This window comes from Methanosalsum zhilinae DSM 4017, assembly GCF_000217995.1.
GTDB lineage: Archaea > Halobacteriota > Methanosarcinia > Methanosarcinales > Methanosarcinaceae > Methanosalsum > Methanosalsum zhilinae.
On the sequence record NC_015676.1, the window covers coordinates 1,782,736 to 1,797,281 of the forward strand.

At 45.7% G+C, this 14,546-nt stretch carries 12 protein-coding genes; 2 read left to right on the plus strand and 10 right to left on the minus strand.

Annotation, left to right across the window (positions count from 1 at the left end; genetic code table 11):
* Nucleotide 1: 1 nt before the first annotated feature.
* The 5 genes from MZHIL_RS10790 to MZHIL_RS08385 are packed head-to-tail and all read right to left on the minus strand — an operon-like array spanning nt 2 to nt 6,556.
* Nucleotides 2–3,499 (minus strand): ATPase, T2SS/T4P/T4SS family, encoded by a 3,498-nt coding sequence (locus MZHIL_RS10790; RefSeq protein ID WP_013898935.1) that lies wholly within the window; start codon nt 3,497–3,499, stop codon nt 2–4.
* 15 nt (nt 3,500–3,514) lie between these two features.
* On the minus strand, nt 3,515–4,210 hold the full coding sequence (locus MZHIL_RS08370; RefSeq protein ID WP_013898936.1) for an ATPase domain-containing protein: 696 nt from the start codon (nt 4,208–4,210) through the stop codon (nt 3,515–3,517).
* 11 nt (nt 4,211–4,221) lie between these two features.
* Entirely contained in the window at nt 4,222–4,791 is a 570-nt protein-coding gene (locus tag MZHIL_RS08375; RefSeq protein ID WP_013898937.1) for a flagellin, read from the minus strand.
* A gap of 18 nt (nt 4,792–4,809) precedes the next feature.
* Nucleotides 4,810–5,229 (minus strand): flagellin, encoded by a 420-nt coding sequence (locus tag MZHIL_RS08380; RefSeq protein ID WP_013898938.1) that lies wholly within the window; start codon nt 5,227–5,229, stop codon nt 4,810–4,812.
* Nucleotides 5,219–6,556, minus strand: a complete 1,338-nt coding sequence (locus MZHIL_RS08385; RefSeq protein WP_245527538.1) for a FlaD/FlaE family flagellar protein — start codon at nt 6,554–6,556, stop codon at nt 5,219–5,221. The genes MZHIL_RS08380 and MZHIL_RS08385 overlap by 11 nt, the downstream gene beginning before the upstream one ends.
* Before the next feature lie 131 nt (nt 6,557–6,687).
* Between MZHIL_RS08385 and MZHIL_RS08390 the strand changes: the two genes are divergently transcribed.
* Nucleotides 6,688–7,719, plus strand: a complete 1,032-nt coding sequence (locus MZHIL_RS08390) for a methyltransferase domain-containing protein (protein WP_013898940.1) — start codon at nt 6,688–6,690, stop codon at nt 7,717–7,719.
* 15 nt (nt 7,720–7,734) lie between these two features.
* Here MZHIL_RS08390 and MZHIL_RS08395 read toward each other — a convergent pair whose 3' ends face one another.
* The 3 genes from MZHIL_RS08395 to alaS all read right to left on the minus strand — a co-directional run bounded on the left by MZHIL_RS08395 (nt 7,735) and on the right by alaS (nt 12,406).
* Nucleotides 7,735–8,103, minus strand: a complete 369-nt coding sequence (locus tag MZHIL_RS08395; protein WP_013898941.1) for a response regulator transcription factor — start codon at nt 8,101–8,103, stop codon at nt 7,735–7,737.
* 90 nt (nt 8,104–8,193) lie between these two features.
* Nucleotides 8,194–9,261 carry a response regulator gene (locus MZHIL_RS08400; RefSeq protein WP_013898942.1) on the minus strand — a complete coding sequence of 356 codons (1,068 nt, stop codon included), beginning with the start codon at nt 9,259–9,261 and terminating at the stop codon, nt 8,194–8,196.
* Between the two features lie 364 nt (nt 9,262–9,625).
* A complete protein-coding gene (gene alaS, locus MZHIL_RS08405) occupies nt 9,626–12,406 on the minus strand; it encodes an alanine--tRNA ligase (protein ID WP_013898943.1) in 2,781 nt (926 codons plus the stop codon).
* 179 nt (nt 12,407–12,585) lie between these two features.
* On the opposite strand from alaS, the gene surE reads away from it, so the two are divergent.
* Nucleotides 12,586–13,377, plus strand: coding sequence for a 5'/3'-nucleotidase SurE (surE, locus tag MZHIL_RS08410; protein ID WP_013898944.1), 792 nt, complete (start codon nt 12,586–12,588; stop codon nt 13,375–13,377).
* Between the two features lie 2 nt (nt 13,378–13,379).
* On the opposite strand, the gene MZHIL_RS10655 is transcribed toward surE, so the two are convergent.
* Both MZHIL_RS10655 and moaA read right to left on the minus strand, forming a co-directional pair.
* Nucleotides 13,380–13,529, minus strand: a complete 150-nt coding sequence (locus MZHIL_RS10655; RefSeq protein WP_013898945.1) for a hypothetical protein — start codon at nt 13,527–13,529, stop codon at nt 13,380–13,382.
* A gap of 25 nt (nt 13,530–13,554) precedes the next feature.
* Nucleotides 13,555–14,472: a GTP 3',8-cyclase MoaA gene (moaA, locus tag MZHIL_RS08415; protein ID WP_013898946.1), complete on the minus strand. Its 918-nt coding sequence runs from the start codon at nt 14,470–14,472 to the stop codon at nt 13,555–13,557.
* Nucleotides 14,473–14,546 lie beyond the last annotated feature (74 nt).

Here is a 14,546-nt window from a genome sequence, read left to right on the forward strand (position 1 = left end):
CTCAGACCAGGAACGGAAGACCGTCAACACCGTATTTGTAGAACTTTACAAGAATATCATGTACCTCATGATACTCCTCAATACCCCTGTCCTTCATCTCCTCCAGGATCCTGGCACGCAGGAACAGGTCATCATATATCTTCCTCTTATCCTCATAACCCAGTATTGTAGCAATCTTATCCTCCAGGATGAAACTGTTATTCAGACCCCTGAACTTGTGAGTATCAGTCTCAGGATCCCACTGGAACACTGCCCTGGTTACCACACCACCAGCCTCTTCATAGTATCCTTCGATCTCCTCAATTGAAAGACACCTTCTAAGAAACTTGCCCTTACGATAGACTGCCTGGAGAATCATTGCAACGTTTAGATTATCCACAAAGGTCACAGGTACATTGATGGGATCACCAGTAAGACGCTGGATCATCTTCTTTACAGCCGATGCATGGAATGTGGCAACAACAGGGTGGCCTGTATCATAGACATACCCCATCATCTGCCTGCCGCCGATATAATAGCTGCCATCTTCCATTGAAATGTCATAGGTATGGTCAGACTGGCCATGATCCACATGGATTATACGTGAGGATTTCTGTTTACTGAACCTGAAATATCTGTGATCGAAACATTCATGGCTTTCACTGATAAGAGTATAGCCGCAAATCCCTGCAAGCAATGAAAGGTGTGGCAGATAGTTTCTGTGTACCAGGGATCTGTAGATATCATAGGAGAGACCCTGCCCTTTCTTTGACCCTGCACCGGTACCTGCCAGCTCAAGCACAGCCTGGATCTTATCCCTGCAATACATATAGGGCACAACATGCTCTGCCCATCTCTTCCAGACACCCTGTTTACGGCTGGAAGAAAATTCCACCCTGGCAACTATACCCCTGATACTGTCATAGCGGGTTGCCTGCACATTAAAGCCCAGATCCCTGCAGAATCCGGTATAACGGTCCATATAATCTTCGTAATCACCATGATATCGAAATTCGACACATCTTACTGCAGGGAACAGATCATTTTCAAAACATTTCACCAGACGCAGCTGATCAAGCAGCAGGCGTTCATCATCCCTGCTGATATTTAAGGCAAGTTCAATTTCAAATACCTGGTTATTACTGTACCCGATGGTACAGTTACTGTCAAGAATGCCGGCAATGTATGCATGTATATTGGATATGTTTTCAACAGGAATACGTTTCCTGACTGCACAGGAATTCTGGCAGTCTTCATTTACCAGAATAAAACCATTCTTTACCAGCCAGTCAACAAAAGAGCGGTCAATACGAGATATTCGGGAGGTATGGATACCATCTCTTTGTTCGGTTATAACAGAATCAGCATCATTCGGGATCATACTGAATGCATGCTGAGCATATCCTGTACCCTCTTCCTCATTTCTGGTTCTGATCTGCCACCTGAAATCCGAAAATCCATTCTTCTTTCGGGCAACGTAGAGACTGTCATCTCCTGCAAGCCTTCCTATGCAATACCAGATATCCCCAGGAAGGATTCCGGATTCAGGTTCAGACAGTTTCAGCATCTCCTCAAAAACCATTCTGAGCTGATCCCTGCCAGGTTTCCAGAAATTGTCTCCTATATGATCAGGCGTGATCTGCATAACATGTCTGAAAAGGGAGTGATACTCTGAATCGTGTCCGAGAATATATCCTGCAAGTGATCTGAAAATATCATCTGTCAGCTTATATGGAACCTCAATCGTTCCCCTGGCCCCTTTGCGTACAGCCTGCACAGAACCCGGATGATCTGCACCAACGGCAATCCTCTGATAGACCTCAAATGGAATTGACCTGTTACGTGCAGAGAAATAATGACTGAATTTTCTTCTATCGGTTTTATAATCCCGCGTTTTCCTGTACTCTTCAATATTTTTGTCATAGAAATGGTCCTTTAAGATATTCCAGCCGTCCAGGAAATCAAATCCGCAGGCTTCGTCCTGGTGCCAGGAAATGGATGGTGGCAGGATCGTATCCGGAAGATCAGGCCACTGGACAAGATCCTGTGCAGTTACCTCCTCACCACCCTCCAGCAGGAACCTGTGATTGGGAGTAACTTCCATGATCTCGCCTGTATCAAAATAGATCTTTATAAGCTGCTGCTCATCCATTTTCAGCACACTGGTGATCCTGGACTCAACAATACTGCCATAGGCATCTGAGGTGTAGACCGGAATCTCATGATCCCTCAGGTCAACCTTATATTTTCCATCCTCCCTCTCAGCATTATGGGAATATTTATCGTAGAGCTGCCTGATATGAACTGGTCCTCTGCCAGGTACTGCAATATACCCGTCACGAATACACTGCATTGCCTGGAACGCCACCGATCCCTCAGCACCCCTGATCTCACCTACAATGATATAATTGGGTCTTGATCGCAGTGCAGCTTTTAGGAGGGTGAATGTATCCACCCTTGAATCAGGGGGTCCGTCCTCACGGGTGATGAGCTGCTGCCAGACAGGCTGGGGCGGCTGAACCTCTGCAGTATCCTCTGCAGAGTATACCTTGGATTTGGGGTTGACAAAGCACAGACATGCATTCAGCATTGTGGTCTTTCCGCTTGCAGTCTCGCCACTAAAAAAGATACTCATACCATTCTCAAGACACATCCACATATACGCAGCCATTTCACAGCTGATGGACCCCCAGTTGATCAGCTGAATGATACTGATGGGAACCTCACTGAACTTACGCATGGTGAAACTGCTTCCCCGGCGGCTTACATCAGGACTGTAGATGATATTGATACGCGAGCCATCGGGAAGTGCACCATCTGCAATGGGTTTGGAATCACTGACAGGCCTTCCTATCCGTTCACTCATACTTCTAAGCCAGCTATCAAGTCTTGTATCATCCCCGAAGGTGAGGTTGGTTTTCATCATATCCAGTACCTTGTGGACAATGAACACGCCATCCACACCGATACTGTGAATATCCTCAAGATATGGGTCCCTGATAACAGGCTCTATTGGCCCTGAACCTATGATGTTTCGTTCAATATGATAGAGTAGATGATTGTATTCCATCTGACTTACTGATACCATCTCATTCTTCGGGAAGAGCTTTGAAAGTATTCTGGAACCATCCTCCACAGACTCCCCGGTATCTCCAATGGATACTGATTCATTGAACAGTTTAAGTATCAGCTCCTTCAGATCAGCCTCTGAATTGGGTACAGGCTCCTTGGCTGACTTTTCCAGAATAAGATTCATTATTGTATCATATTTCTTCTGCTCAGTTGCAGAAAGCTGGGGTTCAATGGCCCTGTACTCCACCTCACCCATCTCAGGAGTACCGTACAGATGAATAAAAACAGGATCCCCCACCGGCAAAAGTAAATTTACATCCTCTTTATCTATTTCCTTGGGAATACTTACAACAAATTCAGGCAATTTTCCTGTACTGCGGTTAAACTCGGCCACATATTTTTTCAGATGGGGGTTTCTTTGCATTGCTTTCTGAAATTCCGGATCCATTCAGAACACCTTTTTTTATCCTACAGCTGCAATTTCCACCACAAGCCCGACCTTGGGTTCAATACGAAATCCGATCATCTGTCCTACAGGTCCCTTGGCCCCGGTGAACTTGTTTACCACAACTGTACGCTTGACCTCATTTGACATGGGCCGTACCTTGAGAGTACAGTAGATATCACATGATGACCTGAACATGGACGTAACATCCTCACTCAGCTGGCTTGGTTCAATGGTGAGTATGATCACCTTGCCAATACCATTGAGTTTCTTGAAAAATGAGATAAGGTCAAGACTTTTCTCGGTATTTACACTGTACTTGATAAGGGAGGAGATGGTATCAATGATAATAACATCGTTCTCAAACAGTTCCTGGGCACTCATCAGCCTTTCAATAAAATCTATCCTTGACTTGGCTGCCCTTACAAGAGGGATCACAGGAATATAGAGCAGACTGCCGTTTAGCAGATGTGTGGCAATGGCATAATCAATGGAATACATCTGGTTGATAAAGCCCTTGGTGGTCTGCTGGGTGGAAATATATGTAACCTTGCTGTTATTCTGCAAAAGTCCGTAGGTCAGTCTCTGGGATATGGTACTCTTCCCGGCACCACTGCCGCCTTCGATCACGACCATGGAGCCTGGCGGAAATCCTCCGCCAAGTTTTCTGTTGAACTCATCCCTCTGGATCTCAAACGAACATATCCTTGACAAACTTACTTACCTCAACTGTTTTTGATCTTGAAATTCATTACATCCGATTTACCGTTCTCAGATGATATGCGTATCCTGTGATCCCGGTCCGGTTCAAGTTCTTCATCCATAATTACTGTCACTGCCAGTACATCACCCGGTATCCAGGTACCTGTATCAGAATCCCTGCCTGTAACCTCAAACTCCAGGTATTCAGGGTAGACCAGGGCACCGTTTAGTATCACAGTCACATATTCAGCAACCAGTGAAGATTTACCTGTGTTCTTCACGTAGAATGTATACCTGTGCTCATCATTATCAATTTTATACAGAATACGTTCAGGATCACTCACAATGGTGATATCTGTCCTCAGCTGTTCTGCCAGTGTCTGGCTTCCTGCTGATGTGGCACCTGTAATATTCTGAACATTGACCGATACCACAGCCACAACACCCATGGCAATGATCACTGCAGCTATGAAAAAGATCAGATGTGTCATGGCAGTTTCAGCCGATTCATCCCTGTGTATCCTGTTTGAAGGAATTGAAGCCGTTTTCATTCTAACATCTTCATATAAAAGATTAGATATAAATTGTTTCATTCAGTTATCCGGACCAGATCATATAGACATATAAACATAATAATCCGCAACTCCGTTCTCAGTTACCACCTTGATCCTGTGTTCATTTTCCACAGGAAGAGCAACACTTATCTCATAATCCTCCAGAGGTGTCCATGTATAGGGAGGATCATAGCTGTACTCCCTTAGAGCACCATCCACAAGTACGCTCAGGCAGCTGGCATCTATTGTCCGGCTTCCGGTATTGGTCATTGATATTATCAGTGACGTGTTGTCAGGATTATCAACTCCTGTGATCTCAAGGTCTGTGTGAAGGCGTGCAAACTCCATTTTAAACCGTTCCTCAGACGCATCATCCACATCAGAATCTGCCATGCTGATGGTAGAGTAGGCAGATGTTCCCAGTATCAGGGCCGCTACAAAGAAAATGGCAACTACAACAGATGTATCAAATCCCATATAATTCCTCTAATCCGTGTTTTACCCTGGCCATCTCACGGTCAAGGGTACCCAGCATATTCTTATCGATCTTTCTGCCACACAGGCGTTCAATGAACAGAAGTGATTTGGTATGATCCTCTGGAAGCAGGCGCCAGGTAGATTTTTCAACGTAATAGTCAATACCCCTGGCATACGTCATGATCTCTGAGCGCACTTCTTCACTGATCCACCCGATATCAACGTAATAATCAAGGGCATCCATCAGGTTATTTCTTCCAACTCTCTCCATCAAAAACTCGATCCAGTTTAGAAGAATCACCACACTGGCAGTATCAGGACCCACAGATTCAAGCCTCACCGCCGGATTTATCACACTGATAGCTTCAGTCCGGAACGCAGCAGGCTCCTCCTGGCAGAGCGGTGCAGAAGAAACGGGCTCAGGAATATCACCAGGGTCAGGGGCTGTGCTTTCAAGCCGGTCTATCCTTTCCATGATACTGGAAGTGGATTCTGCAAGATCCAGAATATTATCCTCTATCTCCTGACAGCGCCTGTTGAATACCTTCGTACTTTCAGACAGCTGTTCAAGACTTTCATGGATCATGGACATTGCATCTGAAAAGGCATCAAATTTCGACTCGATCTCACCTATCCTCTCCTCAGTCTCCTGCGCCATACCCATATTCTCAAGACCATTCCTCAGGGAATTGACATCATTCCTGAGCATGACAGCTGCATCACCTATCTCATTGATCCTTTTCTCAGCCCTGTCAAACCTCTCAATGGTATCCCTTCCACTGCCACTCTCACCTACAAAGGGATTTACCTGATTGGAAACGATCTCATACAGTGAAAGAAGTTCAATAACACTCTGGTCAATCTTCTGCACAGTATCCTTAATATCCTTATTCTCCCTCTCCATCATATTAAAGCTCATCTCAAACTTGGAGAGCTTCTTCTCAAGTGAATTGATACGCTCTCTGTTCTCTTCAGCCGTTTTACCACCTGAAGCAGCAGGAGTAGTCTGGGAGTCTCCAGAAGGACCATTCAGGGACATCTGATCCAGGTCTGGCAGTGAATCAGGACCCGGGAATCCAGAACCTCCGGAAATATCAGGAGCTGTATCAAAACCCGGCGGACCGGAGAGGGAATCATCCGGACCAAAGGGTGAGTTACTGCTACCGGATGATCCTTCTTTTCCGGCAAACCTGATTTTGAGTCTTTTTAGTTTCTTTTTCAGATTAACCATGGTTGTGCTGGGAATAATTAATACTGTTTTTAAGAATGCGATACGTGCAGTTTCGGTACAGATGCTGTGGGGATACCGGACTTGCCTGCAGGTCATGTAGCCTTTTGTTCAGAAAGATACATTCGCGGTCATTTATATAGTGGTACATTCTGAAACTATTTATATATTATTATATATTACATTCCCAAAACGTCCTGCACCAGGATCGTTGAGGGATAAGCAGTACCATGGCACGAAAAAAGAAGTTTGAAAGGAATATGCACTCAGTCAGGGACGGTATCAGGTTCGCCACCCCGGCTGAGGTGGCACAGTACAGGGCAGAAAGGCTTGCATGTGATACCCTTGCAGAGATCGGGTGTGGCATAGGCGGTCAGACAATCCATTTTTCCAGGACATGCAGAAAGGTCTATGCAGTGGAAATTGATGCTGATAAATTAAAGAGTGCAAAGAAGAACTGTCAGGAACATGGTATAACAAATGTTGAGTTCATTCAGGGTGATGCACTCTCCAGAGACGTGATTGACCGGATCCCGCAAATTGATATCCTGTTCTCTGACCCCAGACGGCCTGCACAGGAGAATATGAGAACTGTGACCAGCCTGGAGCCCGGGTTACCGGACCTCATGCAGGCATATTCATCCAAAACCTGTAACTTTGCATTTGAAGCACCGCCAAAACTTACACCTGAGAGAATACGGTTTGATCTTGAAAAGGAATATCTCTCCCTTAACGGACAGCTGAACAGGCTGACACTGTACTCAGGCAGTATCAGAAAAGCAGACAGATGTGCAGTTACACTGCCTGGAGGACACAGGATATGCAGTACAGGCCTGAAGGATCAGGATAACATACCCTCCCTGGAAGAGATCAGCAATCCTCTCTCATATGCTTTTGAACCCGATCCTGCAGTGGTCCAGGCAGGCCTTTTAGGAGAACTTGCCTGCAGAATTGCAAAAGACGCCACAGTGCCGGGACTGTACCGTATCGACAGCAAAAGGATTCTTCTGACTTCAGATCATCCTGCAGAAGATCCTATGCTCAAGAACAGATACATTGTCCACTCAGTATCAGAATTTGATCCTGAAAAACTCAATACCTACCTGAAAAGTAAAGGTGCAGGAAGAGTAGTGCTGCGTGCAGGTGTTGATCCAAAACAGTACTGGGATATCCGCAACCGTCTTGAGAAGGGTCTGGAAGGGGACAGGATCATTCACCTGTATGTAAAAAGGGGTCAGGCTGTTATATGCGAGAAACTGTGATCCAGGAAATTACCATCATTCCATGTCCAGCAGGGCCTTTACCCTTCTTACAAGCTGTTTTACTCCGAATGGTTTTGTGATGTAGTCATCGGCCTTGAGGACATGCAGACCCAGCATCTTATCAAATTCCTGATCCTTTACAGTAAGCATGGCAATTTTAACATCTTTGTTCTTCTTGCGGATCTGATGGAATGTCTCCCATCCGTCCATTTCAGGCATCATGATATCAAGAAGTATGAGGTCAGGATCCACCTTGTCCAGCTTATCAAGGCATTCAAAACCACTGCTGGCACCTTCCACCTCAATACCTTCCGCTTCCAGTATCATCTGTACCAGTTCAATGTTATCAGGCTCATCATCCACAACCATGACTTTTGGACACATATTATGACTCCCTTTGAAAATATGAGTTAGATATAATATAAATCTATCATAATGCGACCTGAAAGTATTTTATATTCATGTATCCTGAATTCATGCTTCATCTGCGGTCCACCCATACCTTTTCATCACCATTTTGATCCTGGCGTTCATTTCCCTTTTATCGAAAGGTTTTGAGATATAATCATCGATCCCGAGTTCCATACCCCTGACCTTATCATCCACATCCGTCTTTGCCGAGACCATTATCACAGGTATCTCCCTGGTATCCTCAATCTGCTTGAGCTGTTCCACCACCTCATATCCGTCCATTCCCGGCATCATGATATCAAGAAGTATGAGGTCAGGGAGTTCCTCTCTGGCCTTCTCAACCGCTTCCTCACCACTGTAGGCAGCAATGAAGTCATAGGGCTGCCTTGCAAAGGATAACTTGATCAGTTCAACAATGTCAGGCTCGTCATCCACAACCAGGATCTTGATTCGATCCTTTGCTACTTTCCTGCGAACATACTCAAGCTTTACATAGCCTTTATCCAGACTGTACCTTAGATCACGGTTCATCAGGCAGGTCTCGCCATGCATCAGTCCATTGTACTGTACATCGATCACCAGATCGAACACTGATTTGAGCATTGATTCGCCTTCTGTAGAAAGCACGCCTTTCTTGATCATGGAAATAACCGTGATTTTGTTCTCACTGGCAGATTTTCTGGCATATCTCAGGAAATTCTCTACAACCTGCAGGTTATCCTTCCCCAGAGGTGTAGCATCATCCAGTACCAGCAATGAACCGGGATTCTCACTAAACAGTTTTGATACATGGGAAGCCATTCTGGTATAATCTGAAGATGATGAACAGTACATGGTACGCTCTTCAGGATCATCTGACGGCAGATGGGGTACAATAAACCAAAAATTATCCTTATGAGAATCAAGATCAAAACCATATTTCTCAAGGTCTGAAAGCAGGTTGGCCTTTGTTATGCTCAGACATACCCAGATTATTTTCCGATCAGGATCGCATTCTACTGCACTGGTGATATATGCATAGATGAGCTTTCTTACACTAAATTCCGACGGTTCCATGAATAAAACATGCCTTAGTTCAAACTCAGCCCTTAGATCAGATAGCACCTGCTCTGTTGTTTTATCATGAACCATTTTTGATCACTTATATAAATTAGTTCCCTGAAAGTATTAAACCTTATGAAAGTTACTCACTGGAAATATAAACATCTTAGGAAATATAGTTCCATAATTTCAGGGTAAGAGGGATACAGATGCAGAATGCCTGAAAACAGTCATTAGCACATTACTGGCTTTTGTGGATATCACAACTGCCTGAACCCTGTACATATCATCAAATATTTCTGTGAGGATCAGTCATATATTAACAGTTAATATCGATTTTTCAGATCCCAGGATCAACACAATAACTGCAAGTAAAATGTAGATACAGGACCTGGCTATATGGTGCTGCAGGCCCTGAACAGATATACTGGATGATCATTCCAGCAGTAAGTTTTCACGCAAGCTGCGTTCTGATAACCTCAACTCCGGCAGCAATTGCATCATCGATCTTTGAGAGATCACTGCCTCCGCCCTGTGCCATTCCGGGTTTTCCGCCACCGCCACCGCCTGCTATTCCTGAAGCTTGCCTGACAATGGCACCACAATCTACACCCATCTCAACTGCAGCTTTGCCTGCTGCAGCCACTATTCTGATACCGTCTGCATCGCCTGCAAGCACTGCCACCATATTATCATTCCTGCTGATCTGGCCTGCGATCTTCATGAGCTCACCGGTATCAGCATTTTCAATCTTCCTGGCGATTACCTGAACACCACTTATCTGCTCGCTTTCCTGCATCAGCTGATAGACACGAAGGCCTGCAAGTTCCTCAGTAAGCCTTTCATTCTCCTTCTTCAGCTCCTTCCACTCACCAAAGAATCTCTCGATTGTGGCAGGAAGGTGTTCCGGGCGTACCCTCAGTGCTTCGGCTGACCTGGCAAGAAGAGAACTTATGTTCTGCATTGCACGCACAGCAGCCTCTCCTGCAGCAAATTCCAGTCGTTCAACACCATCCTGTATCCTTTCGGTCCTGAGTATCCTGATGGGACCCACATTTCCTGTGCTCCTGAGATGCGTCCCGGCACAGGCCTCTACATCATCACCCACCTTGAGCACCCGGATCTTCTTGCCTGGAGGGACACCTCCCTGGTACAGCCTGAAACCATAGGTACGCTCTGCCTCAACCCTTTCCATCCACTCAGCAGTGACCCGGGTATTCTTCATCACAATACGATTTGCCACAAGTTCGATCCGGTCAAGTTCCTCCTGGCTGATACGCTTGTAATGGGAGAGGTCAAGTCTTGCACGGTCCTGGGCCTTCTGGGCACCCATCTGCCAGATATGATCTCCCAGCACCTTTCTTGCCGCGTCAATAACCACATGGGTGGCTGTATGGTGGGCAGCATGGGCAGACCTTCGCTCCTCATCAATCCTGACAGTGACAATATCACCCTTTCTCACATGCAGCTCATTCTCAATATCACCGGTAATATGTACAATCACATCTCCCACCTGCTGAACATCCACAATATCCAGCAGCTGATCCTCAACCATCATGATACCATGATCTGCAGGCTGACCACCGCCTTCCGGATACATGAAGGTACTGTCCAGTACAATCTTATTATCGAACATATCCAGTACCACAGCTTCAAATTCCATACGATGGGGATCGTCATAGAACAGTTTCTTGGTTGCAGGAAGACCAGAGAGCCGGCCTGCATACTCAACATCTCCTTCCTCCCCTTCCCTTTCAGGAGCACTGCTGTGCCTTGATGCGACCAGGGAATAGAAATTGTCAGGAAGGGAGACCTCAACATCCTCCTCAGCAGCGATCTCCTTTGTGATCTCAGGAGGAATGCCGTGGGAATCGTATAGTTCGATCAGCTTTTCCAGAGGTATCTTCTCATCCTTCTTTCTGTAATGCTGGGCAGACTTCAGGATCATTCTCCTGCCCCTGTCAAGGGTCTCTGAAAACTTCTGTTCCTCATGGTAGAGAATATCCTCAATAACATCCATCTTCTCCTCAAATTCAGGATATTCAGGCAGGTTCTTTATGTGCATCTGTACGATCTCGCAGATCGGGATCTTTACATCCAGATCCCTGAGCATTCTCAGTGTCCTGCGGGTCACGAGCCTGGCAAGATATCCTGCCTTCACATTGGAAGGAATTATGCCATCCCCCAGCATGAAGGTCAGACACCGGGTATGGTCCGTGATCGAGTAAACGGTCTCCACAGGCTCCATTATAGCTGCCAGCCTGTCCACAGGTATGCCAATATTGGAAGCAACCTTCTTTCGAAGTTCGAACAGGTTTGCCTTCTCACTGATATCAATCATACCGGCAAGTCTTGCATTCTGGGCAAGGATATTGGAATATTCACTGTTATCCAGTTCATGTTCAATCCCTGCAAGACCCATTATCTCATTCACGATTTCCGGGAAAATAGCGTCATAGATGGTAGGGGAGCCCTTGGACGCCCAGACAAATCTCTCAAGTCCGTAGCCGGTATCAACAATATAGTTGTTATCCATCACAGAATAACGGTCACCCTTAAGTTCCACCTGTCCTGTCTTTGACTTCTGCAGGTTCATAAAGACAAGGGTGGCAACCTCAAGTCCTCCAATGAGCGCTTCAAGGCAGGGTCCTGCATTTCCGCCACCTGCCCACGGCTCTTCCTTATAGGTCACTGCAAGGGGATCCGCACCCAGGGAGGAGAGCAATTCATCACACAGTCCCACAGTCTCATCCTTCCAGTATATCTCCTTTTTCTTTGTATTGAAGGCATGGTGTGCCATCATTTCAAAGGTTGTAAGATGCCGACCGCTCCTGCCCACAGCATCCAGGTCAGAGAGACGGATACAGGGCTGGGAGATAGTCAGGGGATTGGCAGGTGGTGGTACCTGTCCCGAGGTTACAAACGGCTGAAAGTCAGCAATGGAGGCTATTGTAAGATAAATGTCGTCTCTCCACCTGGCTACAACCGGATAGCGTTCAAGCCTTGTATGATCGTGGCTTTCAAAGAAATTGAGATAGTATTCTCTCATATCAGCAAGCTCAAAGGGCTTTCTGAATACCGGCTCACCTATGAAGGTATAGGGATCGCATGGTGCATCCCCGCATGTCTTTCTTTCAAGATCGCGTGTCCAGAAGTGTTTACCGCATTCTGTACACTGTTTTCGGATAAAGCCATTATCGGAAAAGAATTGAAGTTGATATTCTTCCTCAAGCATGATTATTCCAACTGAGTAGATTTATTCAGGTATTTTAAGATATAGTGATTTGTTCAAAAGTGAATCATTTTGTTCTATCACCTATAATCCCAATATTTAAAAACATTGCTTAAACCAGACATTTCACCAATCCGTTTCGTTCCACAAATTTTAAGCAGCAGTAAGTAATCTGGCTGACTATGGACAAAAAAATACTGGTCACAAATGATGACGGAGTATATACAACAGGAATAAGAGCTGCATACCGCAGTGTGAAGGACCTTGGAGATGTCACGGTGGTGGCACCTGCGGTTCAGCAAAGCGGTGTTGGAAGATCAATTTCAATCTTTGAACCCCTCAGAATCAGCAGGGCAAAGGTGGACGGAATGAATGCCTATGCAGTAGGCGGTACTCCCACAGATTCGGTGATACTTGGACTGTTTGCGGTCATGGACCAGATGCCGGATCTTATCCTGTCAGGATTCAATATTGGTGAGAATATCAGTACAGATACCATTACGACCTCAGGTACCATAGGTGCTGCACTTGAAGGTGCAAGCTACGGGATACCTGCCATTGCAGCCTCCATCCAGGTTGTTGATGAGGGAATGAAATTCGATGATCTTCGAGACTATGATCATGATTTTGAAATGAGTGTCAGGATAGTTAACCGGATTGCAAAAAATGTGCTCAGATACGGCCTTCCTGAAAATGTGGATCTTCTAAACGTCAATATACCGCATAATGTACAGGATGACTGTGAGATCGAAATTACCCGCCTGGCCCGCAAGATATTCAGAACAGAAGTTGAGGAGAGGAAGGATCCAAGGGGCAGGTCATACTACTGGATAGCAGGTGACCTGATACATGAAGAGGAGAATGGAACCGATGTCCATGCCGTCATGCAGAAGGGAAATATTTCAATTACACCCATTACACTGGATGCAACCTCTCCTGTGGATTTCTCTGTGATACAGAAATACTGCAGATAATATCACTTGTTGATCCTGATACTTATCTGCTGCCATTCATCATCAACACCGTGCAGATGCTCAACTGCACCTGCTATTGTACCTGAGAGTATACTCTGCACAAAGTCGTTCATAGCTATTTCCTTTCCATCTACTGTCAGTTCAATTTCCATATTCAAAACCTCCAATTTCATAATATTATCTGCAGAAGGGAACACGCCTGCTTACCGCTGTCCTGAGCAGTTCATGCATCTGCCGGCAATCAGCCCCTTCAATATCCACCAGGTTATCATTGACCAGAAGACATGGTTTGAGCTTTCCCTGGGGAGTTACCCTGAGCCTGTTACAGGCGGCACAGAACTGTGAATTGTCAATGGGGCGCACAAATTCAACGGCTGCACCATCGATGAGATATTTTTTGCGCCTGTGCATCTTCCGGGTGATTATACTCTTCGCCCTGGATGCAAGGTACTGTTCAATGGCATCTGCATCGATCCTGTATGAAGGAATGCCATTGAAATCCATCAGTTCGATAAGCTGCAGAACCACTCCATCACTGTAACCCCGGACAAAGTCCAGCATATCCTCAATCTCAGAGTCATTGAGACCCTTTAGAAGCACCATGTTAAGCTTTACAGGAACAAGACCAGCATCAACTGCCATATGGATACCATCCATCACCCGCTCCAGCAGATGACTGCTGCCGTTTGTGATATACCTGTACCTTTCAGGATCAAGGGTATCAAGGCTTATGTTTACCCTGTCAAGACCGGAATCCTTAAGGTCATGAGCCCGGTCTGCCAGCATAACTCCGTTTGTTGTTGCAGAGATGTTCTTCATCCGGGGCAGTTCTGAGATAATCTCTTCAAAATCAGATCTCATCAAAGGTTCCCCGCCTGAGAACTTGAGCTTGTTCACTCCATGACAGCGTGCGGCGCCTACCAGGTTTAAAATGGTCTGCTTTGATATTTCAGATTCTGCATGTACACAGTCATTGCCTTCATGATGGCAGTAAATACAGTTCAGGTTGCACCTGTCTGTAACAGATATTCGCAGGCTTGATATGCTGCGCCCGAAAGGATCCGTGAGGGGATTTGCTGTAACGGAATCGTTCATTGATTATCAACCGGATGGTTATTTTTCATTGGGTCAGGTTATAGTCGCAATACTATAATATAAAATCAACCCAA